Below are 23,210 nucleotides of genomic sequence, written 5' to 3' on the forward strand. Positions count from 1 at the left end.
GGCTACACGCTGCCCCCGCTGCTACCAACGGGTGTCATTTCTAATTGGCGAAGAGTGTGTCTTCTCTAACTAGCGGCAACAGTTCTTGATGCCCATCATATGAGCTGGCCGGCTCCTAGCCGGAAGAGTTTACTGATAACGCACTTTTTGAGCTTGGAATGAACTAAAGTGCGACTGCGCAAACAGATCGTTTCCCCCTGGGAGGACTGTCGAGATACCGAAAACCCGTGATTAAGTCTTGAATGCGAGATTGCCGCATAATAAAAAAATCCGTGAGCGATAAAAGAGAGCTCTATAGAGTGAATGGCGCCGTGTGGGCCGGCTTATAAGAAACCCTCGCCCGCATGCTCTCGAAACCGCTCATGGTCCCGCACATATTCCGCAACCATTTCCAATGACGAGTGCCGACTATGCTCCTTCATCTTGAAGAGGTTAGCATTTTGCCGACCGGCCTCGGTCAGGAAGCCAGCGCGCAGCGAGTGACCCGAGAACAACTCCGGCGGATAGCCCGCCGCCACCGCGGCCGCCTTCACGACCAACGCCACTCCTTGCGCGCTCATCGGCTTGTCGGTCAGCCGGCCTTGCGGCGTGAGCTTTCGAAACACTGGCCCGCTGCTTATACCAGCACTCTCGAGCCAGGCGCGATAGTGACGCACGGGCTCCAAGCGGCGTCCGTCGGGGATCGCAACGGTGTGGCCTTTGCCCTCTTGGTCGGTCTTCGATGCAGCGATCCGCACCAGGAGCCCGCGTCTGTCATGGCTCACATGGCCGACTGTGATGGCCACCAGCTCTGAGCGCCGGAACGCGCCCGCCATCCCGATCGCGAGTAGCGCGCGGTCGCGGTAGCTGCGCAAATCCTCACCAACGATTGCGCGCACCATGTCACGCAGGACGTCGCCGTCGGCAGGACGCTTCTTCCCGGGCAGTTCGCCGCGCTTGTCCTTGCGGATTCCGCGCATCGCCCGTTCGAGGCGCGCGGCGTCTGGCTGCGACGTCGGCGGCTCGACGTCCGCAGCACGGTGCGCGAAGACGATCGCAGCAAGCCGCCGACCGATCGTTGCGCGGCCGAGCGGCACAGGCTCCTTTCGCGGCAGCACCGTCCCGCGCTTCGTCCGGCGGGGTTCCTGCGGACTGAACCCGCTCTCGGCGAGCAGCGTCAGGAACGCGGCGACCGTCGCCGGCGTCGCGGGGAGCGGCCGATAACCGCTTTCTTGGCACCAGGCGCAGAACAGCCGCCAATCCGATTTGTAGGCGCGCAACGTCGCATCGGCCGATGCCCGGCGGACATAGTCGTCGACCCGTTCGCGATCGTCGGGCGCGAGCTGCGGGAGATACGGCTCGAGCGACTGAACTTGGTCGACCACCACCAGCGCGTCAGTCACGATACCAGCCAGATTCAAAGGATCGACGTGCGCCGCGTCGTCGATGCCATTATCGTCGGCCATGCCGACCTCCCGCGTTGCGTTCGTCCAATCCGAAACAGGCGCGTGAGCGGTCGTTCCGGAACCTTCGGAATCGATACGCGACTGACCAATTTGAGGCCAGCATGTAATTAGCGGGAATCAGCGTTATCGCTAATTATAAGCTGTGGCAGGTGACGTGCGGCGAGCATCATTGGCTACCGGTGTATCGGTTAAAAAAGTATGGTACAGAAGTGACACTGTGCCACAAACGAGACTACCTGCTCCATGACGCTGCAAGTGAACATTACCGCCAACGGACGCATGAGTCTGCCGGCAGCCATTCGCAAGCGCTTGGGACTAGAAAGCGGCGGCGCGGTGATGCTCGAGGAGACAGACGAAGGCGTCGTGCTGCGTACTGTCACCCAAGCCGTGGCGCGTGCGCAGGCGATCGCGAAGAAATATGCTAGTCATCCCGACGCGTCGGTCGACGCCTTTCTCGCCAACCGCCACGCGGATAGCGGCGAATGACGAGTGCGGTCCTCGACGCCTCCGCCGTCATCGCCCTGCTCAAGGGGGAGCGCGGAGGAAGTAAGGTGGCCGGGGTCGTGGCGAACGCGGCGGTCGGCGTGTTCAACCAAGCGGAGGTGGTGAGCCATTTCGTTCACTTGGGCGCGCCGATCGAGGATGTCCGGGCCATGCTTGGGGCGCTGCCCTACACCGTCGTCGCTGCGGACGAATCGCTCGGCTGGGACGCCGGCGTACTTCGGGCGGTCACGAGTTCGGCAGGGCTCTCTCTTGGCGACCGGTTCTGCCTAGCGCTTGCAAAGCGCCTGGGCGTGCCGGCTTATACCGCGGACCGCGCGTGGAAGGACGTTGCCGTCGCTTCCGGCGTGAAGGTGGTGGCGATCCGCTGAAGAGCGGTGAGTGCGCAACGTAGCTACTCGCCGAGCGGCGAGCGCGTCGCCACTTCGACCGGGGCGATGCCGACCGGGGTGACGGTCGCGCCCAATGGCCGCATCTTCGTCAATTACCCGCATTGGGGCGACAACCGGGCGTTCACCGTCGGTGAGCTCAAGGACGGGAAGGTCACCGCTTATCCCAACGCAGCGATCAACCACGCCGATCTTGCCCGCCCCGGCGACTCTCTGATCAGCGTGCAGAGTGTCGTCGCGGATGCGGCGAACCGGCTGTGGATCCTCGATACCGCTTCGCCCAAATTCCAGACGCCGATCGCAGGCGGCGCGAAGCTCGTCGCGGTCGATCTCGCGACCGACAAGGTCGTCCGTACGATCGTGTTCGGTCCCGACGTCGTCCTGCCGACGACGTATCTCAACGACGTGCGGTTCGACCTGCGGCAGGGCACCGCGGGCGTCGCCTATATCACCGACAGTTCGTTGACGGGCCCGGGCGGGATCATCCTTGTCGATCTGGCGAGTGGCCGCGTCACGCGGCGCTTGTCCAGCGATCCGACAACGATGCCAGCCAAGGGGTTCGTGCCGGTCGTCGAGGGGAAGTCGCTGATGACGCGGCCGGCAGGAGGTTCGCCTTCGCCATGGTTGGTCGCCAGCGACGGCATCGCACTCTCGCCCGATGGCGCGACCCTGTACTACTCACCGCTTTCGAGCCGCCACCTCTACGCGGTCTCGACCGCCCTGCTGCGCGATCCGGCCTCGGATAACGGAACGCTCGCGAAGGCGGTCCGTGATCTCGGCCTCAAGGGGGCCACGGCCTCGAGGCCGACGCATTGGGTCGCGTCTACGGTGGCGATTACGAGCACAATGCGATCCGCCGCCTGGCCAACGGCAAGTGGCGGACGATCGCGCAGGATCCTCGCATTCTGTGGCCCGATACTCTGTCGATCGGCACCGACGGCTACCTCTACTTCACCGCCAACCAGCTGCAGCGCCAAGCCACTTTCCATGAAGGCAGGAATCTGCGGCGCGAGCCCTACGAGCTGCTACGGATCAAGATCGGCTCCGGGCCGGTGCTGCTGCGCCGCTGCCCCCCCCTATTTGATGATCGAATGAACCACCATGTCTCACGCCCACGGCTACGCCGCCCGCTCCGCCGCCGCGCCGCTGGCCCCATTCAGCTTCGAGCGCCGCGATCTGCGGCCGAACGATGTACGCGTCGATATTCAGTTCTGCGGCGTTTACCATTCCGATCTCCATACCGCGCGCAGCGAATGGCCCAGTACCGTCTACCCGACCGTGCCCGGCCATGAGATCGTCGGTCGCGTGACCGCCGTCGGCAGCGACGTGAGCAAATTCAAGGAAGGCGAGATCGTTGGGGTCGGTTGCATGGTCGACAGCTGCTAGCATTGCCACGGCTGTAACGACGGCCTGGAGCAATATTGCGGAAACGTCTTCACCATGACCTATAACAGCCCGATCGCGTGACCGGGGACAACATGCTGGGCGGCTATGCCGATCACAGAATATTGCAGCCGTGGCGCCGCTCCTGTGCGCTGGGATCACCACCTGGTCGCCGCTGCGTCACTGGAATGTAGGGCCAAGGCATAAGTTCGGAATCGTCGGCATTGGCGGCCTGGGTCACATGGGGTGAAGCTGGCGCACGCCTTAGGCGCCCAAGTCGTCGCTTTCACAACCTCGCCGTCCAAGCGCGAGGAAGCGCTCAGGCTTGGTGCCGATGAAGTCATCGTATCACGCGATGCCGATGAGATGGCGGCGCACGCTGACAGCTTCGGCTTTATCCTGGACACCGTCGCCGCCCCGCACGACCTCGATCCCTTCATCGCGCTGTTGAAGCGCGACCGGACGATGACGCTGGTGGGCGTACCCGCCGAACCGCACCCCTCGCCCGCCGTCGCCAATCTGGTCTTCGGGCGGCGCAGCATCGCCGGCTCGCTGATCGGCGGGGTCGCCGAGACGCAGGAGATGCTCGATTTCTGTGCGGAGCACGGGATCGTCGCCGATATCGAGATAATCGCCATGCCCAAGATCGAGCGCGCCTACAGCCGCATGCTCTCCAGTGACGTCAAGTATCGGTTCGTGATCGACATGGCGCCGCTCGACACGGCAGCCTGAACGCAGGCCGACGGGAATCGCCTGGCGCGCCACGAATACACAGCGATGGGAGACGACGATGCGAGCCATGTCCCTTCAAGCCCCGGTGGGGCTGGATACGGTAAAGCTGATAGACCGACCAGATCCGGGACAGCCCGGACCGTGCCAGATCCGCGTCGCTCTGCACGGGAGCACGCTCAACTATCACGATCTGGGCGTGGCGAGCGGCCGCATGCCGACCCAGGCGGGCAGGATCCCGTTGGCGGACGGCGCCGGCATCGTCGAGGCGCTCAGCGAGGGTGTCACCGAGTTCCAGGTGGGCGATGCGGTCGTTTCCTGCTTCTTCCCGGATTGGCAGGACGGCGCGCCAACGGTCGGCGACTTCCACCGAACGCCGGGAGACGGCATTGATGGCTTACGCAGGACGTAGGCGTCCTGCCGGCCACCGCCTTCACCCATGTGCCCAAGGGATTCGACGCGGTCGAGGCCGCGGCGATTACGACGGCGGGCCTGACGGCGTGGCGCTCGCTGGTCGCCGATGGCGGCCTCAAGGCAGGCGACACCGTGCTAGCGCTCGGTACCGGCGGCGTTTCGATCTGGGCGCTCCAGATTGCCAAACTGATGGGCGCGACGGTCGCGATCACGTCGTCCTTTGACGAGAAACTGGAGCGCGCCAGTGCGCTCGGCGCAGACTTTACGATCAACTATCGCGAGCACAAGGATTGGGGATCGGCGGTTCGTCAATGGACCGGCGGCCGCGGTGTCGATCATGTCGTCGAGGTCGGCGGTCCTGGCACGCTGGCCCAATCGATCGATGCAGTGCGCGTGGGCGGCCACATCTCGCTGGTCGGCGTCCTGACCGGGATCGGCGGCGGGTTACCCACGGCCGCGCTGATGGCGAAGCAGGCCAGGCTCCAGGGCCTAATCGTCGGCAGCCGGCGCCAGCAGCAGGATTTCGTCCGCGCGCTGGATGGCGGCGCTATTCGGCCGGTGATCGACCGCCGTTTCCCGCTCGAGCAGCTTGCCGAGGCGTTCCGTTTCGACGCAAGCGGCAGCCACTTCGGCAAAGTTGGCGTTGAATGGTGATCCCGGTCCGCTGAGTTCCGGGAACGATAATCGGTCTCACCCGCTTTCCCTCAAAACTACGCAGGAGAAAACTAATGCGCGCACTATGCTGGCACGGAAAGGGCGATGTTCGCGTAGACACCGTCGCAGACCCCGAAATCAAGCATCCTCGCGATGCGATCATCAAGATCACCGCCTGCGCGATCTGTGGTTCGGATCTCCATCTGCTCGATGGCTACCAGCCGACGATGGAATCGGGCGACATCCTCGGCCACGAGAACATGGGCGAGGTCGTCGCGCTTGGTTCGGAAGTGACCAACCTCAAGATCGGCGACCGCGTCGTGGTGCCGTTCACGATCAGCTGCGGCGAATGCTGGTTCTGCAAGAAGGGCCTGTTTTCGGCATGTTGCACGACCAATCCCAATGCCGAATTGGCGATCAAAGCTATGGGCCATTCGCCCGCTGGCCTGTTCGGCTTCAGTCACATGCTGGGCGGCTATTGCGGCGGCCAGGCCGAATATTTACGGGTGCCGATGGCCGATTTCGGCCCAATCAAGGTGCCTGACAGCGTCACCGACGAGCAGGCGCTGTTCCTCTCGGACATCTTCCCGACCGGCTACATGGCTGCCGAGAATGCGCAGATCGAACCCGGCGACACGGTAGCCATCTGGGGCTGCGGTCCGGTCGGCCAATTCGCTATCCGTTCGGCGCTGATGCTCGGCGCCGGCCGAGTTATCGCGATCGACGAAGTGCCCGAGCGGCTCGCCATGGCTGAAGGCGGCGGCGCCGAGACGATCAACTTCGCCGAGATCGAGAACGTCTATGACGAGCTGCAATTCCGCACCAAGGGCCGCGGCCCCGACAGCTGCATCGACGCGGTCGGCGCAGAAGCCTCGGGGCACGGCAGCTTTGACGCGGTGCTCGACAAGACTAAGGCAGCGGTCGGCCTCGCCACCGATCGCATCCATGTGCTGCGCGAGGCGATCATGAGCTGCCGGATGGGCGGTACGGTGTCGATCCCGGGCGTCTATGTCGGGATGGGCGACAAGGTGCCGCTTGGCGCGATGATGAACAAGGGGCTGACGATCAAGACCGGTCAGACCCACGTCCAGGCCTATACCGCGCCTCTGCTGGCGCGGATCGAGGCGGGCGACATCGACCCGAGCTTCGTCGTAACCCACCCGGCGAGCCTCGAGGATGCGCCGGAAATGTACCAAAAGTTCCGCGACAAGGAAGACGGCGTCATCAAGGTCGTGATGCGCCCGCACGGCTAACGCCGCCCCCGAACGATCCCGGACCCATAGGCTGCGACGCCTGCGGGTCCGGCTATGTTGAAGCGACGGGTCATAAGGCGGACCACCGCCACGGCCGAAAAATGGGCAAATCGTCAGACCGGCCGCTTAGGGAGTGCCGGTCCAATCACCATGGAATCCCTATGTCCTCGCCCACGGCCTATACGAGTTTCGATCAGTTGTTCATCGCCGGTACTTGGCAATCCGGCAGTGCGAAGCCCAAAGCCAATATCAATCCCTGGACCGAACAATCGATTGGCGACGTGCCCCAGGCCGATGCAAACGGTCTGAACGCCGCCTACGAGGCCGCCAAGGGCGCGCGGCCCGCGTGGGCCGCCAAGCTCCCCTCCGAGCGCGCGCTCGTCTTCGCGACGGTAGCGCGGATCATGGAGGCGCGGCGCGGCGAGATCATCGGCTGGCTGGTTAAGGACGGCGGCTCGACGCAACTCAATGCCGCGCTAAAATGGAAAGCCGTCAATGGCGTCATGCTCGAAGCCGGCAGTCTGCCCTATATGGTCGAGGGGCGCATCCTGCCCAACGATACACCGGGCAGGGAAAGCCGCGTCTATCGCAAGCCGGTCGGCGTCGTCGGCGTGATCTCGCCGTGGAACTTCCCCTTCCAGCTCTCCGCCCGCTCGATCGCCCCCGCAATTGCGGTCGGCAAGGCGGTCGTGCTCAAACCCGTCTCGGATACGCCTATCGTAGGCGGGCTGCTCTTCGCTAAGATGTTCGAGGAAGCAGGTCTCCCTGCGGGCGTCCTCAACGTCATCCCCGGCCCGGGCCGCGAGGTCGGCGACGCGTTCGTCAAGCATCCGATCCCGCGTGATCTCGTTCACCGGATCGACCCCGGCCGGCCGCGGGATCGTCCGTCTCGCCTACGAATCGGACATCGTCAAGCGGCTGGAGCTGGAGCTGGAGCTTGGCGGGGACAGCCCGATCGTCGTGCTCGCCGACGCCGATCTCGATCTGGCCGTCGAGGCGGCGGTGTTCGGCAAGTTCCTCCACCAAGGGCAGATCTGCATGATCGCCAACCGGATCATCGTCGAGGCGCCGCTCTACGACGCGTTCGTCGAGAAGTTCGCCGCACGCGTGAAGGGCCTGAAGCGCAACGGGCCCGACGATCCCGAGACGTTCATCGGCCCGATCATCAAAGCGTCGGAGGCTGATCGCGAACCTCAATCTTTCGGAGATATTGCAATGCGTTATAATAAATTCGGCAAAACCGGCCTGTTCGTGTCCGAACTGTGCCTCGGCACCATGACCTTCGGCGGCGAAGGCGCGGTCTGGGACAAGATCGGCGACGTCACGCAGGAGGCGGCAGACGAACTCGTCCGCGCTGCCCTCGATGCAGGGATCAACTTCATCGATACCGCCAACGTCTATTCAGGCGGACGGTCGGAAGAAATCCTCGGCCGGTCGCTCAAGAACCTCGGCATCGCGCGCGACGAAGTCGTCATTGCGACCAAGGGGTCGGGCCAGATGGGCGAGGGGCAGAACGGGCGCGGCAATACCCGCTACCACCTGATCGATGCGTGCAAGGCCAGCCTCGATCGGCTCCAGCTCGACCATATCGATCTCTATCAGATCCATGGATTCGATCCTGCGACACCGATCGAGGAAACGCTGCGCGCGCTCGACACGCTCGTTCAGCACGGGCAGGTCCGGTATGTCGGCGTTTCGAACTGGGCGGCATGGCAGATCGCGACCGCGCTGGGGATGGCCGACCGGCTGAACTTGCACCGCTTCGCCAGCCTTCAGGCGTATTACACCGTGGCCGGGCGGGATCTCGAGCGCGAACTCGTACCCATGCTCAACGCCACCGGTCTCGGCCTGATGGTGTGGAGCCCGCTCGCGGGCGGCCTGCTGTCAGGCAAATATGATCGCGAGGGGCAATCGGGCGAAGGACGCCGCGCCAATTTCGACTTCCCCCCGGTCAACCGCGACCGCGCGTTCGACGTCATCGACGTGATGAAGCCGATTGCGGACGTAAAGGGCGTTTCGGTCGCACAGATCGCGCTCGCTTGGCTGCTTCACCAGTCAGCAGTGACGAGCGTCATCATCGGTGCCAAACGCCCCGAGCAGCTTGCCGACAACCTGGCTGCAGTCGATGTCGTGCTGTCCGCCGATGAGCTGGAAGAGCTCGATAAGGTCAGTCAGCTGCCCGCCGAATATCCCGGCTGGATGTTCGGGTTCCAGGGCAAGGGTCGTCAGGACCAGCTCGATTCAGCCGGCAGTCACCGCCGGTAACCCCGCACTCTTGGCGCCAGCCGGCAATGCCTCGGGGGCAGATGTTTAGGCAATGGCAGGAATGAAAAATACGAGCCGTCTTTCGTCGTGGATCGGGCCATTACCTGGTCGCTGAACCATCCGATCGCGCCACTGCCTAGTTATGCGATTGCGACGGTTACAATCGTCGCCGTCGCAATGGCGAGGGCGCAGCTGGTGACCAGTTTGCTGCCGTGGCTCCTGTTCGTGCCCGTCGTCCTCATTCTGGGGTTGTTGCTGGGAAAGGGGCCTGGTGTCTACGCCGCGCTGCTGTCGGCGTTTCTTGCAGCGGTAACGATCGCGGGGGCTGGCACTCCATTCTGGCTGACCACGCAGCAATGGGCCGCCACCGCAGTCTTTGCCGCCGTCTCGATAAGCGTGGTGATGATCGCAGCGGAGCTACGCGCTGCGTTCCGCCGGTTGGCAACGCAAGCGGATGAACAGGCGCGGACGAATGCGCTGCTGATCGAACAAGACGAACGGCTTCGGCTCCTCAACGGCGAACTCGGCCACCGCATTAAAAACCTGCTGACCATCGTCGGCGCTGTGGCGGCCCAGACACTCCGGAAAGCGGGCAATCTCAAGACCGCCAATGATGCACTCGCGTCACGACTGGCGGCGCTCGGCAAGGCAACCGAATTTCTGACCGCGTCGGAGTCGGATTCGGCCGATCTACACGCCCTAGCCAGTGCGGCGTTTGATGCGCATGGCTGTCACGGATCGCGCTGCCACTACGAAGGTCCGGTAATCCGCTTCAATGCGCAGGTTACGGTTGCCCTAGCCTTGGCCCTCCCCGAGCCGGTGACGAACGCCACCAAATATGGCGCACTTTCGAACGATGTCGGTCGCGTCGATCTGTCTTGGGCGATTTTGCCTGGACCCAATGGAGACGAGCCTCGTTTCTCGCTCACCTGGCAAGAACGGGGCGGTCCCGAAGTGCGTGTACCAACGCGGCGCGGCTTCGGGTCACTGATGATCGAACGGTCGCTGCGATCCTACTTCCGCGCCGATACGGCGATTACATTCGATCCTGCTGACGTGGTGTTTAAAATTGAGGCTCCGCTCGCGGGCGCGGGGATGGAAGGCAGATGAATTATGGTGCAGGAAACTAGCGGGGAGAGATCGATCCTGGTCGTCGAAGACGAGGCGATGATCCGCCACAACCTTGTCGACTTTTTTGCTGACGAGGGCTTTCAGGTATACGAGGCTGACAGCGCCGATGCCGCGATCGTGATCATGGCCGCAAATCCCTCGATCCGCGTGGTCCTCACCGATGTGCAGATGCCCGGGTCGATCGATGGCATTAAGCTCGCCCATTATGTCCGTGATCGCTACCCGCCGACACTGCTGGTGGTTGCCTCGGGGGCTACCAAGCCTTTCGCCTTCGATCTGCCCGAACACACTCTGTTCATCGCCAAGCCATTCGACCCGCACGCCGTGCTTAGAGAGATTGAACGGCTGAGCTGAGTTGCGATCAGAGGGATATCGGAACGGATGTTGCTACGACAAGGCTCCACCAAGTACGTCCGCCACAAACGGCAAGAGACCCGTGCGAGAAATAGCGCTCAGGCTCGGTTACTGGTTTGTCGCGGGGGGCTGTGCTGAGCGACAATCCACTGCCTGAAATCCGCTTGCTCCATCGGGCGGGCAAAATAGTACCCCTGCGCTTCTTCGCATCCCATGTCGGTCAGGATCGCTGCGGCCGCTGAAGTTTCGACGCCCTCGGCAACGACGCGGTATCCAAGGTCATGCGACAGCGTAATCATCGATCGAACGAGCGCCTGTTCGCGCTCATTCTGGGCGAGATTGCGGATGAACGACTGGTCGATCTTGACCACGTGCACAGGGAGACGCTGGAGATAGGCGAGGCTGCTATACCCGGTGCCGAAGTCGTCGATCGCGAGCGCCACTCCAGCGGCATGCAGCGCGCGAAGCTGACCCATGGCACGGCCACCATTCTCCATGACGGCACTCTCTGTCACCTCCAGCTCGATCGCTTCCGGGCGCAGACAATGCTTCAGGAGGCAGAACTGCACCTGCTCGGCAAAATCGCTTTCTTCCAGATTGGCAGCCGATACGTTGATCGAAAGCTGGAGGTCGAAACCGTCCTTCTTCCAGTTCGCCCGCTCCCTCATGGCTGCGTCGAGCACCCAGGCGGTGGTCGGTTTTGCAAGCGATGTCTGCTCGATGATGGGAATGAATTCACCAGGTGACACCTCGCCCAGAACCGGATGTCTCCAGCGCAGCAGGGCCTCGGCACCGATGCAATCGCCCGACGCCAGATCGATGCGTGGCTGGAAGACTAGCCTGAGCTGATCCGGCTCGTTCAGGGCTGCTCCGAAATCGTTGAGAAGCCCGAACCTGCGGGAGTGAACACGGTCCTGAACTGGTGCGTAGAGGCTGACGGCATGTTCCGACGCACGCGCATCCTGCGCGGCACTATAGCACGTACGAAGTACGTGGCGAGGATCCGTCTTGCCCAAAATGACCGGCGCGACCCCGATCGCCGCCGTCATGGCGTACCGGATGCGGGAGGCATTCCGGGAGTCCGAAAGCATGGACTCCAGCAGTGACAGATACGCCTCCTGTTCGGGCTCCGGGGGGGATAGGAACGCGAACTGCGTGGCGGCGACATGATAGGCGGTCCGTCCCACGCCCAGCACTGCGCGAAGCGTTCTGGCAGCTTCTTGCACCATGTCGTCGATGAACGCTGGCCCGATGACGCGTAACCCGTTGCTGAGCTGGTCGTTGCGGGCGAGGTCGATCAGTACCGCGAAATGGCGCTGGCCCGGTGTATCGCGGCCAAGGTCCACCAGATCATCGAGGAACTGGGTTCGGTTAGGTAAGCCGCTGAGCGGATCCACGCGGCCGAACGCATGCTGCATCTCGATCTGCGACATCACCATATCAGCAAGATCGCTGAGGCCAGCCATTTCCGATGCGGAAACCATACGCGGTTCCGTACCGAGCACGCAGAGCGAACCAAGACCGAACCCTTCGCGGGTCACGAGCGGAACACCCGCGTAGAAGCGCACCCCCGTTTTCGCCAGCGCGCTGTCGGCATAGCGATCATCCTCGAGGAGATCCGGAAGAATCAGGATTTCCCTGGTCTCGGCCACCTGTGCACAGGGTGCCTTTTCCCGGGGAAGCGACCAATGCTCGACGCCGACGCGTGACTTGAACCACTGCCTGTCACGGTCGGTCAGCGACACCGCCGAGATCGGCAGATCAAAAATCTGGCTCGCCATGCGCGTGATGCGGTCGAAGCTTGCGCTTGGCGGAGTGTCGAGCAAGTTCAACTGATGCAGCGCATCAAGCCGTGCTTCTTCGTCGTGTCGTACCATCCGGGAACCTCTTCCTCGGAAGGTGATAGACAAAGAATCCATATTAAATTGCTAACACGCCGCAGCGATGCCGACGTGGGCGATCTTCTACACCGCCGGGGTCAGCAACACTCCCAAGCTCATTGACGCGGGATTGTGCGTCAACGTGACGAAATCGGGTTATAAGCGCCTGACGGTTGCGGCCGGCTCCGCCGAAAACGTAGATCTCCACGAGGCACAGGTCGCTTGTCCTCTCATCATTGTGGACGAGACAGACCGACTTACCATTAATCGCTGGAGGAGTTGCGAGATCTGTCTGATCGGCATCGGTTTGGCCTGATGCTGATAATGATGGGGATGCCGGGGCTGCAAAGCGCCCCGCCCGCTACGCGCAGTTCTACTCGCGCATCGGCTTCGTCCGCGATTTGAAGCCGCTCACCGAAACTGAGATGCGCCTGCTTCTCGCGACGCATGCTGCCGACTTTGGGATCAGCTTCGACCCGCCCAGCTCGATGCGATCGAGCCGCAGGCGGCGGTGATCCGCATAACGCGTGGCAACTTCCTGTTGATGGAGCGCCTGTTCGCACAAATGCGGCGCATCACGCCCCTCAATCGGGTCGAGACAGTCACTGCGCTGGGTTCGAGGATCCGGCTCCGCGCAGCACGGTCACAGCCGAACTGAACAAGGGCGAGGCTCGTAACAGTTTGGTCCGGGCAGTCGCGTTCCATCGGCTTGGCCGTTTTCGCAATCGTGGCCCGGAAAATATTCAAACCCGGGCTGCTGCTCTCAATCTCGTCACCGCTGCGATCATCCTGTCCAACTGCCCGTATCTCGGTCGTGCTGTTGACGAAATGCGCCGTCGCGGGACGCCGGTCGATCCGGCTATGCTGTCCCGGCTCTCGCCGCTTGGCTAGGACCGCATCAATCTCACCGGTGATTAAGCCTGGTCTGATTGCCTCGATCTCGACACCAACGGCCTCATGCCGCTGCTCATCAAACGGCCACCGTGTTGGGGTGGACGGCTCCCAACGGCATCGCAATGTGCCACGATGAGGTCGTTGCCAGCCTCATATGAAGGAGCCGCCCATGGAACAGATTACCAGAATCGGGATGGACACGTCAAAGAACGTTTTCTAGGTACACGGGGTCGACGCGGCGTAAACGCCGGTGCTGCGTCGTAAGCTGACGCGCAAAAAGATGACCCGTTTTTTCGAGAAGCTGCCCCCGACGCTGGTGGCGATCGAGGTCTGCGCCAGCTCGCACCAATGAGCGCGCCTTCTCACCTCGCTGGGACATGATGTCCTTCTGATTGCGCCGCAATTGGTGAAGTCGTACGTTTAAGCGCGGCAAGAACGATGCAGCCGATGCCGAAGCACTATGCGAAGCGGCAGGCCGTCCTACGATGCGCTTTGTCCCTGCAAAAACCGTCGACGAGCAGGCGGCACTGATGCTGGTAGGCATGCGCACGCTATTGATCCGTAAGCGCACCAACTCGCCAACGTTATCCGCGGGTATGCGGCGGAGTTCGGCATAACTGCAGGGACCGGTATGTGCCGAATTGAGCCGCTGCTCGACAGCATCGCCGATAATGAAGCGGTCTCCAACCTCGCCCGTGAACTTTTCGCGCTGCATGCCCGTGAGTATGTACAGCTGAAAAGCGAGATCGAACTGGTCGAGGAGAAGCTGATGGAGTGGCACCGCGAAAACAAGTATAGTCAGCGCCTTGCTCAGATACCTGGCGTAGGCCCAATCGGCGCGTCCCTGCTCATGATGAAAACTCCGGATCCGCGGCTGTTCAAATCAGGCCGAGACTTTGCAGCCTGGATGGGTCTGACACCCAGAGATCATTCGACCGCCGGCCGGGTTCGCAGTGAGCCAGCAAGTTCAGCGAGGCCGGTCACGCAAGGCTTCACCATGGCTGCTTGGCATGCTTGCCCGCAAAAAGACTAAGGTCGCGGCCGTGGCGCTGGCGAACAAGATCGCGCGCACCGCTTGGAAACTGATGGTCAGCGGCGAGAGGTATCGGAAGGCTGCCGTTTTATCACCGATGGCAACCGTTTAGATTTCGGCTGTACGAAGTGGGTATGTCTCTAATGCCTCCGTACTGTCCCGGTAAAAGGATCTTGCAAGAAGAGCAGATGGTGTGATCGATCAATCCACGACATGACAAATCCGGCAGGTTCACTGGCTACCAAAGGCCGATACCGTGTGAGGAACTCATGCTGCGGAAACCATCTTGGCCAGCGATCATATGCGGTCGCATCCGAAGGCCGTACATATGAACGCAAGCGATCGAAAATCCGCCGCTCACCCCTTGCAAGAGGGAGCCGTCCACATATGAATCTGTGTCCGAATAACGTACCAGAGCCGATCCGCCGGGAACGACGGACTGCCGAAGGTAGACGTGGCGTTCCGCAGGTCGCGGCCTGATGCCGCGACCCGTGCGCCACGCCCGCCGTCGTCTTCATCGCGCCGTATTCGTGACCTGCGACGACACCGCCCACAGATTGATCCCGCCCTCGCTCGCGTGGCGGTCGATCGCGGCGAGCTCGTCGGCGGTGAAGTCGAGCCGGTTCACCGCATCGAGGGATTCGTCGAGTTGGGCGACGGTGCGTGCGCCGATCAGCGCCGATGTGACACGCGGATCGCGCAGGACCCAGGCGATCGCCATCTGCGCGAGCGACTGTCCGCGCGCGTCGGCGATAGCGTTGAGCGCGCGGATCCGGTCGACATTCTCGTGCGTGAGCAGGTCAGGCGAAAAGGAGCCGTCGCGCGCCGCGCGCGCCTCGGCGGGCACGCCCTTCAGATATTTGCGCGTCAGCATCCCCTGCGCTAGCGGCGAGAAGGCGATGCAGCCCGTGCCCAGCGCCTCGAGCGTGTCGAGCAGGCCATCCTCTACCCAGCGATTGAGCATCGAATAGCTCGGCTGGTGAATGAGCAGCGGCACGCGCTCGTCGCGCAGGATCGCCGCCGCCTGCTGGGTGAGTTCGGGCGAATAGGACGAGATGCCGACATAGAGCGCCTTGCCCTGACGGTGGAGCTGGACGAGCGCGCCCATCGTCTCCTCGAGCGGCGTATCGGGATCGACGCGATGCGAATAGAAGATGTCGACATAGTCGAGCCCTATGCGCTTGAGGCTCTGGTCGCAGCTTGCGATTAGATATTTGCGGCTCCCGCCGACATCGCGGTACGGCCCCGGCCACATGTCCCAGCCCGCCTTGGTCGAGATCACCAGTTGGTCGCGCAGCCCGGCGAAGTCGGTCGCGAGCACGCGGCCGAAATTCTCCTCGGCCGAGCCGTAGGGCGGGCCGTAATTGTTGGCAAGATCGAAATGGGTGACGCCCCGGTCGAACGCGCGGCGCAACATCGCGCGCGCATTTTCGAACACGTCATCGCCCCCGAAATTTTGCCACAGGCCGAGGCTGATCGCGGGCAGGTCGAGTCCGCTGCGCCCGCAGCGGCGATAGGGCATCCGCCCATCGTAACGGTCGGCATCGGGGGTGTAGGGCATTGGAAACGGCACGGCAGGAAATCTCCGAAGGCTTAAAATGCGGGTATTCAGGGTCCGAACGTACAACACCCGCATGGGGGCCGCGCGGCCCGAGAAATTCGTCCGCGCGGCGTTCTTTGCGGGGCGGTCAGTGCGTCGGGCTGTCGGCGGTGAAGGTGGAGCAGCACGGCTTCATCACCGGTTGGAACTCCATCAGTTCGATGCGCGTGCCGTCGGGATCATAGAAATTGGCCTGCCACTTGCCGTCGAGCCCCATCTGCGGCCCGTCGTGGCGCTTGCTCAGCCGGTTCTCGCGGTAGAGCGTCGTCACCGCCGCCTGCATGTTAGGCACGCCGAGCGAAAGGTGGTTGAGCACGCCAAGTTCGTTGGCGTCGACCTTGTCGAGCGCCACGTCGGAGCCGGGGCCGACCATCATATATTCGAGCCAGTCCGTGCCGTCGGGAGTCTGCTGCGACACCCAGTCGACCTTGCCCTCGTTGAAGGCGCCGTACCAATAGGGTCGGAAGCCGAGCAGCGTCTTGTAGAAGCCGTCCTGCTTCGCCCGGTCATGCACCGCATAGCCGACATGGATAATGCGGCCGCTGATCGTGCCCGGCTCGGCGGTCGTGGACTGAACGCCGGGCTGGACGAACTGGACCGCATTGCCTTCGGGATCATGGCCCGCAAACCATTGATCGCCGCCTGTGCCGCGCTGCACCGCGGTCAGGTCGCGCACGCCGTGCGCCGTGAGCCAGCCACGCAATCCGGCCGCATCGTCCGTCGTATAGGCGACGTGCGCGAGCATGCTCGGGCCATGGCCGGCGGGCGCGGGAAGCACCTCCACGAACTGGCGCGGGCTGAAATAATAGCGCGTGCCGGCCGCATCCTCGGGATCGGCGCCCTTTCGGGCGCCGAGCACGACGGTGTAGAAATGCTCGGTCGCCGCTGCGTCGGTCGAATAGACCGCCAGGTGCGAGACGCCGGTGATCGCGGGGCGTGCGGTTGGCGCGGGTGCCGCGCCGCCCAGGGCGAGCGTCGCCAGCGTCAGCGCTGCGATTTTGCCGATCATGTCAGTCTTCCTCACAAACTTTCCAGATAGTCGCGGCACTCCACCAGCGACTGCATGATTGGCCGCTCGTATGGCGGCTCCTGTTCGACGAAGGCGTGGATCACGCCCGCCTTCTTCGCCGCCGCGAACACCGCGGGCCAGGCGATGACATTGCCCTGGCCGACGATCCCTGTTGCGAAATCGGTCCCGTAGGTGCCGACCGTAGGCTTGGTCTTCAGTCCCTTGACGTGGATCATCCGGATGCGATCGCCGTGCTGGCGCAGCAGCGCGACCGGGTCGACGCCCCCCGCCACCGCCCAGGCGACATCGAGTTCGAGCTTGACCAGCGCCGCGTCGGTGCCCGCGAGCAGCACTTCGAAGCCGCGCTGGCCATCGTAGTGATCGAACTCGATCGGATGGTTGTGATAGGCGAACTGCAGCCCCGCCTTGTGCGCCATCCGCCCGACCTCGTTGAGCCGGGCGGCATTGGCTTTCCACGCGTCGAGCGTCATCGCGTCGTGGATCGCGGGGATCCAGTCGCCCGATTTGAGCGGCCTGTCCGCGCGTGGCGACGAAGCGACGAGCCACTGCACGCCCATCGCCTTCGCCTCGGCGATATGGCCCGCAGCGTCAGTGAACAGATCGGGCATGGAATAATGCGCGCTCACCGCGCGTAGCCCCGCTGACGTGATGGCGCGCGCGAAGGCGGCGGGTTCGTGACCGTGGAGCCCCGCGGTCTCGACCTCCCGATACCCGAGCCGTGCCAGATCGCGCAACGTCGCGTCCATGTCGCGGTCGAGTTCGGCATTGACCGACCACAGCTGGACGCCGAGCGGCCAGGGATAGCCGGTCCTCGCCGATGCCGCCCGAGACCACGCGGTCGCCGCCGCCCCCATCGCCAGCCCGCGGATCACCCCGCGTCGCGAGATCGTCATGCCATGTCCCCTTCGTTGATGCTGATCTTTCGCCGCTCTCGAAAGGTGGCTGTGAAGATGATTGCGACAACCAGTGCCAAGCCCGGCCGGGACCATCCAGATTGCGCGCCAGTCGTGCGTCCGGCCGTGTGTGCTCGCGACATAGACTGCATTGGCGACCAGGCTACCCATCACCGAACCCACGCCCCAGGTGCCCGCCACCAGCCGGCAATTCCCGGCCGGCGCCGCCGCCCAGCGGTGAACCTCGCCTATGAAGGCGCCCTCGCCGCCGCCGATCACCGCGAACGGCACGGGTGTCGGCATGCTCACGCGCGCAGGATTCCGCACGGCTGGCGCTCGGGCTGGTCGGTGTCGGTCATCCAATCCTGCTCGTTTTAAGGAAGGCTTTTCACCATCATGTGCCCACTATAGATGCAAGACGCCCGCTGGCTCGACAAGCGAAAATACAAGGAGATGCGATGCCGAAATTTCCTGTGCCGTGGCTGATCGCCGCGATCATCATCGGTTCCGCTCAGGCACCGGCCACCGCCGCTCCCCCGGTGCCCGCCGCCGCCTTCTCCAGCATCGTCGCGCGCCACGGGCGGCTGCAGGTGTCCGGCAATCGCGTCGTCGATGCGCATGGTAAGCCCGTGACGCTGCGTGGCATGTCCTTGTTCTGGAGCCAGTGGAAGCCCGCCTTCTACAACGCCAGGGCGATTCGCTGGATAGCGACCGACTGGCACGCGACTGCGGTGCGCGCGGCGGTCGCCGCCGCGAGTGGCGGCTATAAGAACGAGCCCGCAGTGGAAACGAAACGGGCCGAGCAAGCGATCGACGGCGCGATTCGGGCGGGCATCTATGTCGTCGTCGACTGGCACGCGCATGACCCCATGCCCGACGAGGCGGTGCGCTTCTTCACTGCGATCGCCAAACGCTATCGCGGCGTGCCGAACCTCATCTACGAGACGTGGAACGAGCCGCTGCCCAAATATGGTTGGGCCGACGTCATCAAGCCGTACCACCAGCGCGTTATCGCCGCGATCCGTGCGCAGGATCCCGGCGCGTTCGTGGTCGCGGGCACGCGTGCCTGGGACCAAGAGGTGGCCGAGGCCGCCGCCGATCCACTGAGGTTGCCCAACGTCGCCTATGCGCTCCACTTCTATGCCGCCACGCACAAGCAGGACCTCCGCGACAAGGCGAATGCAGCGCTGGCGCGCGGCGGCGCGCTCTTCGTCACCGAATATGGCACCACCGCCGCCAATGGCGACGCGCCGATCGATGCCGCCGAGACGCAGACATGGTGGGACTGGTGCGACGCACACGGCATCAGCTATCTGGCCTGGTCGCTCAGCGACAAGGCGGAAGCCTCCGCCGCGCTCAAGCCTGGCGCGTCGCCCGATGGCAGCTGGCCCGCCGCCCAGCTTACCACCTCGGGCACGCTGATGCGCAACCACCTGCTGGCCGAAACCGCCGCTCCCCCCACTGACCGTTAAGGCGACCCTGATGTACCGATCCGCGCTTGCGCTTCTCCTCACCGCCACCTCGGGGGCGGCGCTCGCCCAGTCGGCGCCGGTCGTCCACCCAAATCGCTGGCCGGTCGCGCACAGCCCCGTAGCCCGCGATGCAGCAATGGAGCGCCGGATCGACGCGCTGCTCAGGCAGATGACGATCGAGCAGAAGGTCGGCCAGACGCTCCAGCCAGAAATGAAGTCGATCACCCCGGCCGACGTCGTCACCTACCACATCGGCTCGATCGAGAATGGCGGCGGCTCGGTACCGAACGGCGACAAGCACGCGTCGGCTGCGGCATGGCTCGCCAAGATCGACGGCTATTGGAAGGCATCGGTCGACCCCGCGAACAAGGGTCCGCGTATTCCGCTGATGTGGGCGTCCGATGCCGTCCACGGCCATAACAACGTTTATCGCGCCACGCTCTTTCCTCACAACATCGGGCTGGGCGCCGCGCGCGACCCCGATCTGATCCGTCGCATCGGCGCCGCCACTGCCCAAGAGGTGCGCGTGCTCGGCATGGACTGGAGCTTCGCGCCGACGCTGGCCGTGGTGCAGGACGATCGCTGGGGCCGCACCTATGAGAGCTATTCGGAGCAGCCCGCAATCGTCACGGATTACGCCAAGGCGATGGTCGAGGGGCTGCAGGGCACCGGCAGCGATTTCCTGAACGCTGATCACGTGATTTCGACCGCGAAGCACTTCCTCGGCGACGGCGGCACCGATGGCGGGCGCGACCAAGGCGACAACCTCGCCAGCGAAGCGGTGCTGCGCGACGTGCATGGCGCCGGCTATCCGGGCGCCATCGACGGCGGGGTACAATCGGTCATGGCGAGCTTCTCGAGCTGGCACGGCGTCAAGATGCACGCCAACAAGGCGTTGCTCACCGATGTGCTCAAGCGTCGGATGGGGTTTGATGGCCTGGTGATCGGCGACTGGAACGCGCACGGCCAGGTACCCGGCTGCACCAAGAGCGACTGCGCCTTCGCGTTCAACGCGGGCGTCGACATCTTCAACGTGCCCGAGGACTGGCGCGCCCTCTATGGCAACACGGTGCGCGAGGTGAAGGACGGTACGATCCCGATGGCGCGGCTCGACGATGCGGTGCGCCGTGTGCTGCGGGTGAAGATGCGCGCGCACGTGTTCGACGAGGGCCTGCCCTCGACGCGCCCGCATGCCGGCGACGAGTCGTTGCTGGGCGCGCCCGCTCACCGCGCGATCGCGCGCGAGGCGGTCGCCAAATCGCTCGTGCTGCTCAAGAACGTTTCCAACCTCCTCCCGATCGATCCGCGCGGCCATCGGATTCTGGTCGCGGGGGCGGGCGCGGACAACATCGGCAAGCAGACCGGCGGCTGGACGCTGAGTTGGCAGGGCAACGACAACACCAACGTCGATTTCCCCGGCGCGACCTCGATCTGGGGCGGGATCAAGGCGGCGGTCGAGGCACGTGGCGGCACCGCGATGCTCAGCCCCGACGGCAGCTTCACTGGCACCAAGCCCGATGCCGCGATCGTCGTGTTCGGTGAGAACCCCTATGCCGAGTTCCAGGGCGACCAAGCCGATGTCGCGCTCCACACTGAAAATGCCGAGAGCCTCTGGCTACTGAAAAAGTTGCGCGCGGCTGGCGTGCCGACCGCTGCGGTGCTGATTTCGGGGAGGCCGCTATACCTCAACCCGCAAATCAACGCCGCCGATGCGTTCGTCTCCGCCTGGCTGCCTGGATCGGAGGGCGCGGGGCTGGCGGACGTGCTGATCGCGCGCGCCGGCGGACAGCCCGACCATGACTTTCAGGGCAAGCTGTCCTTTTCCTGGCCTAAGCGTCCCGGCCAGACGGCCCTCAATGTCGGTCAGCCCAACTACGACCCACAATTCCCTTTTGGTTACGGGCTGAGCTACGGGCATCCCGGCCACGTCGGCACGCTGCCCGAACCGCAAGTGACGGTGGAAACGGCGGCACGTGGCGTGTTTCTGCAGAACGGCACCGGCACCAACGGCTTCGCGCTAGCGATCGGCGACGCGCAGGCGCCGCATATCGCCGCGGTCGGCACACGGATCGCGACCTATGGCGGCGAGACGCTGACGCTGCGGCGCATCGACCGGCGCCGGCAGGAAGACGCGTGGGCGGCGCGCTGGTCGGGCGCCGAGCCCGCCTGGATCGAGCTCACCCGTGCCGCGCCGCTCGACATCGCACGCGAGGCGAACGGGGCGATGGTGCTGCAGATCGAGCTGCGCGTGACCAAGCCGGCAACAGCCGCGGTTACACTAGCGCTCGGTGGCGCGCAGCCGGCGGCGCTGCCGGTGCCAAGCCTACTTGGCGCGCCGGGCAGTAACTGGCACACGCTGCGCGTGCCGCTGCTCTGCTTCGGCGCTGCAGGTGCGGACCTTGCAGGAGTGACGACGATCCGCCTGCAGACCGCGGCCGCGCTCGGAATGGAGCTATCGGAAATATCGCTCCAGGAAGCGGCTGCGGGCGATCGTTGCCCGGCCAAGCAATAAGGATAGACATATGCAGCACAGCCAAGACGTCGGCGAGGCGGAGGCGCGAATCGCGATCGATACCTGCGTCACGGAACTCCGCCGGCGCGACAAGCCTGGGGCGGTTGCAGTCGCCGCCAGCCATGGCGAGCTGATCGCTTTTTGGCGCACCGATGGTTGTCCACTGCCCTCGATCGTCATCGCGCACAACAAGGCCTATACCGCTGCACGGGTCGGCAAGCCTTCGGGCGACTTGGGCCGCTCGGCGCAGCAAGATGGGTCGGACGTGCACTATCATGGCGATGCACGCTATGTCGGCTGGGACGGCGGGAGTGCCATCATACATGGAGGCCAGTGCCTGGGCGCGGTCGCGATAAGCGGCCTTTCGGGCGAGGATGACCTCGCAATTGCCAGTCTCGGCGTCTCAGCCGTTCTTGCGAGCCTCTCGGACTAGATGATAGGAAAACTGGTTCAAGGGGGTGCACCCCTAATAAACTTGGGGAAGCTTGAGCCTCCACAATCTTGGTGGATGACTTTAACAATCGAAGTGCCTCTCCGCCTTCCGGAGAAAATACCTCACCCAAAACGCCCATGATGACCTTTACAGAGTAGGGCTTACGCAGCCCCTCGAAGGGGTGATCACTTTCTTCGGCAAGCCCCTGACTATAGCCACTTGTCAGAACGACACGAAGGCCAAGCCAGCGTTCATTGATCTGACGAGCGAGCTCCAGGCCATTAGTGCGGGGCATGACAACGACGCTGAAGACCAGATCGAACTTTCCGCTAGCCGTTCCAGCAATTCCAGAGCAGCCTCTCCGCTTAAGACCCAGGTCACGATCTGACCCAATTCCTCGAACAGACCGTTCGCGAACTGCCCGACACTCTCATTATCTTCGACAAGCAGGACACGCCGCGTTGCCAACCGCTGTTCGCCTGCCAGGCGCGTCACTGAAAGCTGGTCGGGATCGCGCTGCACGATCGGCAGGTAAAGCGTGAAGACGGTGCCAACCCCGATCCGGCTGCTGACATCGATCTCTCCGCCTGATTGTTTTGCAAAGCCATGAACCTGGCTCAATCCAAGTCCGGTGCCCTTGTTACGGCCTTTGGTGGCGAAGAAGGGATCGAAGATTTGCCGATATCGTGTTATTGTGTAATGTAGCACTTGCAAATCGTGTTCGCCACTCGCCACTCGCCACTCGCCACTCGCCACTCTTGCCGACCTTCCCGGAAACGAACCTCAGCCGGCACTGCAGAGGCAAGGGGAGGGCAGATTGTCTTGCCAGCGGTACAAATTCCCGAAACCTGTTCCCCATTGCGCTTTCCCGAAATGGGCAAACGATGACGGAGTTATGGGAAAAACGTCTTGTCGCGGATGTCTTGTGTTTCGGACGTCGCGTAT

Annotated in this window: 18 protein-coding genes and 4 pseudogenes; 16 read left to right on the forward strand and 6 right to left on the reverse strand. The window is 63.6% G+C overall.

Annotation, left to right across the window (positions count from 1 at the left end; all coding sequences use genetic code 11):
- Positions 1 to 323 precede the first annotated feature (323 nt).
- Entirely contained in the window at positions 324 to 1,445 is a 1,122-nt protein-coding gene (locus GV027_RS06515; RefSeq protein ID WP_236559071.1) for a site-specific integrase, read from the reverse strand.
- 243 nt (positions 1,446 to 1,688) lie between these two features.
- On the opposite strand from GV027_RS06515, the gene GV027_RS06520 reads away from it, so the two are divergent.
- From GV027_RS06520 to GV027_RS06565, 10 genes and pseudogenes are all read left to right on the forward strand, one after another.
- Positions 1,689 to 1,931: an AbrB/MazE/SpoVT family DNA-binding domain-containing protein gene (locus GV027_RS06520; protein ID WP_159511336.1), complete on the forward strand. Its 243-nt coding sequence runs from the start codon at positions 1,689 to 1,691 to the stop codon at positions 1,929 to 1,931.
- Positions 1,928 to 2,317, forward strand: a complete 390-nt coding sequence (locus tag GV027_RS06525; protein ID WP_159511337.1) for a type II toxin-antitoxin system VapC family toxin — start codon at positions 1,928 to 1,930, stop codon at positions 2,315 to 2,317. Before GV027_RS06520 ends, GV027_RS06525 begins: the two co-directional genes overlap by 4 nt.
- Positions 2,318 to 2,323: 6 nt before the next feature.
- On the forward strand, positions 2,324 to 3,430 hold the full coding sequence (locus tag GV027_RS06530) for a major royal jelly family protein (RefSeq protein ID WP_236559072.1): 1,107 nt from the start codon (positions 2,324 to 2,326) through the stop codon (positions 3,428 to 3,430).
- A 6-nt stretch (positions 3,431 to 3,436) separates the two neighbouring features.
- Positions 3,437 to 4,450 (forward strand): annotated as a pseudogene (locus GV027_RS21870) (NAD(P)-dependent alcohol dehydrogenase).
- A gap of 58 nt (positions 4,451 to 4,508) precedes the next feature.
- Positions 4,509 to 5,515: pseudogene (locus tag GV027_RS06540) on the forward strand (zinc-dependent alcohol dehydrogenase family protein).
- A 74-nt stretch (positions 5,516 to 5,589) separates the two neighbouring features.
- A complete protein-coding gene (locus GV027_RS06545) occupies positions 5,590 to 6,768 on the forward strand; it encodes a zinc-dependent alcohol dehydrogenase (protein WP_159511338.1) in 1,179 nt (392 codons plus the stop codon).
- 161 nt (positions 6,769 to 6,929) lie between these two features.
- A pseudogene (locus tag GV027_RS21875) lies at positions 6,930 to 7,541 on the forward strand (aldehyde dehydrogenase family protein); the annotation flags it as partial.
- Positions 7,542 to 7,608: 67 nt separating this feature from the next.
- Entirely contained in the window at positions 7,609 to 9,033 is a 1,425-nt protein-coding gene (locus tag GV027_RS06555; protein ID WP_201302584.1) for an aldo/keto reductase, read from the forward strand.
- Positions 9,034 to 9,228: 195 nt separating this feature from the next.
- Positions 9,229 to 10,143 (forward strand): sensor histidine kinase, encoded by a 915-nt coding sequence (locus tag GV027_RS06560; RefSeq protein ID WP_236559073.1) that lies wholly within the window; start codon positions 9,229 to 9,231, stop codon positions 10,141 to 10,143.
- Positions 10,144 to 10,146: 3 nt separating this feature from the next.
- Positions 10,147 to 10,518, forward strand: coding sequence for a response regulator (locus tag GV027_RS06565; RefSeq protein ID WP_159511339.1), 372 nt, complete (start codon positions 10,147 to 10,149; stop codon positions 10,516 to 10,518).
- A 98-nt stretch (positions 10,519 to 10,616) separates the two neighbouring features.
- Here GV027_RS06565 and GV027_RS06570 read toward each other — a convergent pair whose 3' ends face one another.
- Positions 10,617 to 12,395 (reverse strand): sensor domain-containing phosphodiesterase, encoded by a 1,779-nt coding sequence (locus GV027_RS06570; RefSeq protein WP_159511340.1) that lies wholly within the window; start codon positions 12,393 to 12,395, stop codon positions 10,617 to 10,619.
- Between the two features lie 67 nt (positions 12,396 to 12,462).
- On the opposite strand from GV027_RS06570, the gene GV027_RS06575 reads away from it, so the two are divergent.
- The 3 genes and pseudogenes from GV027_RS06575 (at position 12,463) to GV027_RS21880 (ending at position 14,437) form a co-directional block, all read left to right on the forward strand.
- Positions 12,463 to 12,714 carry a hypothetical protein gene (locus GV027_RS06575; protein WP_159511341.1) on the forward strand — a complete coding sequence of 84 codons (252 nt, stop codon included), beginning with the start codon at positions 12,463 to 12,465 and terminating at the stop codon, positions 12,712 to 12,714.
- A gap of 131 nt (positions 12,715 to 12,845) precedes the next feature.
- The gene (locus tag GV027_RS06580) at positions 12,846 to 13,289 is read left to right on the forward strand and encodes a transposase (RefSeq protein WP_236559074.1); all 444 of its coding nucleotides are present in this window, start codon (positions 12,846 to 12,848) and stop codon (positions 13,287 to 13,289) included.
- 172 nt (positions 13,290 to 13,461) lie between these two features.
- Positions 13,462 to 14,437 (forward strand): annotated as a pseudogene (locus GV027_RS21880) (IS110 family transposase).
- Between the two features lie 402 nt (positions 14,438 to 14,839).
- Here GV027_RS21880 and mgrA read toward each other — a convergent pair.
- From mgrA to GV027_RS06600, 3 genes are all read right to left on the reverse strand, one after another.
- Positions 14,840 to 15,898, reverse strand: coding sequence for an L-glyceraldehyde 3-phosphate reductase (mgrA, locus tag GV027_RS06590; RefSeq protein ID WP_443029522.1), 1,059 nt, complete (start codon positions 15,896 to 15,898; stop codon positions 14,840 to 14,842).
- A gap of 115 nt (positions 15,899 to 16,013) precedes the next feature.
- The gene (locus GV027_RS06595; protein ID WP_159511343.1) at positions 16,014 to 16,934 is read right to left on the reverse strand and encodes a VOC family protein; all 921 of its coding nucleotides are present in this window, start codon (positions 16,932 to 16,934) and stop codon (positions 16,014 to 16,016) included.
- Between the two features lie 11 nt (positions 16,935 to 16,945).
- Positions 16,946 to 18,151 carry a sugar phosphate isomerase/epimerase family protein gene (locus GV027_RS06600; protein ID WP_236559317.1) on the reverse strand — a complete coding sequence of 402 codons (1,206 nt, stop codon included), beginning with the start codon at positions 18,149 to 18,151 and terminating at the stop codon, positions 16,946 to 16,948.
- A gap of 155 nt (positions 18,152 to 18,306) precedes the next feature.
- Between GV027_RS06600 and GV027_RS06605 the strand changes: the two genes are divergently transcribed.
- The 3 genes from GV027_RS06605 to GV027_RS06615 are packed head-to-tail and all read left to right on the forward strand — an operon-like array spanning position 18,307 to position 22,265.
- Positions 18,307 to 19,320: a glycoside hydrolase family 5 protein gene (locus tag GV027_RS06605; RefSeq protein WP_159511345.1), complete on the forward strand. Its 1,014-nt coding sequence runs from the start codon at positions 18,307 to 18,309 to the stop codon at positions 19,318 to 19,320.
- A 10-nt stretch (positions 19,321 to 19,330) separates the two neighbouring features.
- Positions 19,331 to 21,832, forward strand: coding sequence for a glycoside hydrolase family 3 protein (locus tag GV027_RS06610; RefSeq protein WP_159511346.1), 2,502 nt, complete (start codon positions 19,331 to 19,333; stop codon positions 21,830 to 21,832).
- Positions 21,833 to 21,842: 10 nt separating this feature from the next.
- Positions 21,843 to 22,265: a GlcG/HbpS family heme-binding protein gene (locus tag GV027_RS06615; RefSeq protein WP_159511347.1), complete on the forward strand. Its 423-nt coding sequence runs from the start codon at positions 21,843 to 21,845 to the stop codon at positions 22,263 to 22,265.
- Between the two features lie 222 nt (positions 22,266 to 22,487).
- On the opposite strand, the gene GV027_RS06620 is transcribed toward GV027_RS06615, so the two are convergent.
- Entirely contained in the window at positions 22,488 to 23,000 is a 513-nt protein-coding gene (locus GV027_RS06620) for an ATP-binding protein (protein ID WP_236559075.1), read from the reverse strand.
- Positions 23,001 to 23,210 lie beyond the last annotated feature (210 nt).

This window comes from Sphingomonas sp. T1, assembly GCF_902506585.1.
GTDB classification, from domain to species: domain Bacteria; phylum Pseudomonadota; class Alphaproteobacteria; order Sphingomonadales; family Sphingomonadaceae; genus Sphingomonas; species Sphingomonas aerolata.

Excerpts from the sequence above, each read along its gene's own strand:
- GV027_RS06515 (WP_236559071.1), bottom strand. The coding sequence starts at position 1,445 with ATGGCCGACGATAATGGCATCGACGACGCGGCGCACGTCGATCCTTTG.
- GV027_RS06520 (WP_159511336.1), top strand. The coding sequence starts at position 1,689 with ATGACGCTGCAAGTGAACATTACCGCCAACGGACGCATGAGTCTGCCG.
- GV027_RS06525 (WP_159511337.1), top strand. The coding sequence starts at position 1,928 with ATGACGAGTGCGGTCCTCGACGCCTCCGCCGTCATCGCCCTGCTCAAG.
- GV027_RS06545 (WP_159511338.1), top strand. The coding sequence starts at position 5,590 with ATGCGCGCACTATGCTGGCACGGAAAGGGCGATGTTCGCGTAGACACC.
- GV027_RS06565 (WP_159511339.1), top strand. The coding sequence starts at position 10,147 with ATGGTGCAGGAAACTAGCGGGGAGAGATCGATCCTGGTCGTCGAAGAC.
- GV027_RS06570 (WP_159511340.1), bottom strand. The coding sequence starts at position 12,395 with ATGGTACGACACGACGAAGAAGCACGGCTTGATGCGCTGCATCAGTTG.
- GV027_RS06575 (WP_159511341.1), top strand. The coding sequence starts at position 12,463 with ATGCCGACGTGGGCGATCTTCTACACCGCCGGGGTCAGCAACACTCCC.
- GV027_RS06580 (WP_236559074.1), top strand. The coding sequence starts at position 12,846 with ATGCTGCCGACTTTGGGATCAGCTTCGACCCGCCCAGCTCGATGCGAT.
- GV027_RS06595 (WP_159511343.1), bottom strand. The coding sequence starts at position 16,934 with ATGATCGGCAAAATCGCAGCGCTGACGCTGGCGACGCTCGCCCTGGGC.
- GV027_RS06600 (WP_236559317.1), bottom strand. The coding sequence starts at position 18,151 with ATGCCGACACCCGTGCCGTTCGCGGTGATCGGCGGCGGCGAGGGCGCC.
- GV027_RS06605 (WP_159511345.1), top strand. The coding sequence starts at position 18,307 with ATGCCGAAATTTCCTGTGCCGTGGCTGATCGCCGCGATCATCATCGGT.
- GV027_RS06610 (WP_159511346.1), top strand. The coding sequence starts at position 19,331 with ATGTACCGATCCGCGCTTGCGCTTCTCCTCACCGCCACCTCGGGGGCG.
- GV027_RS06615 (WP_159511347.1), top strand. The coding sequence starts at position 21,843 with ATGCAGCACAGCCAAGACGTCGGCGAGGCGGAGGCGCGAATCGCGATC.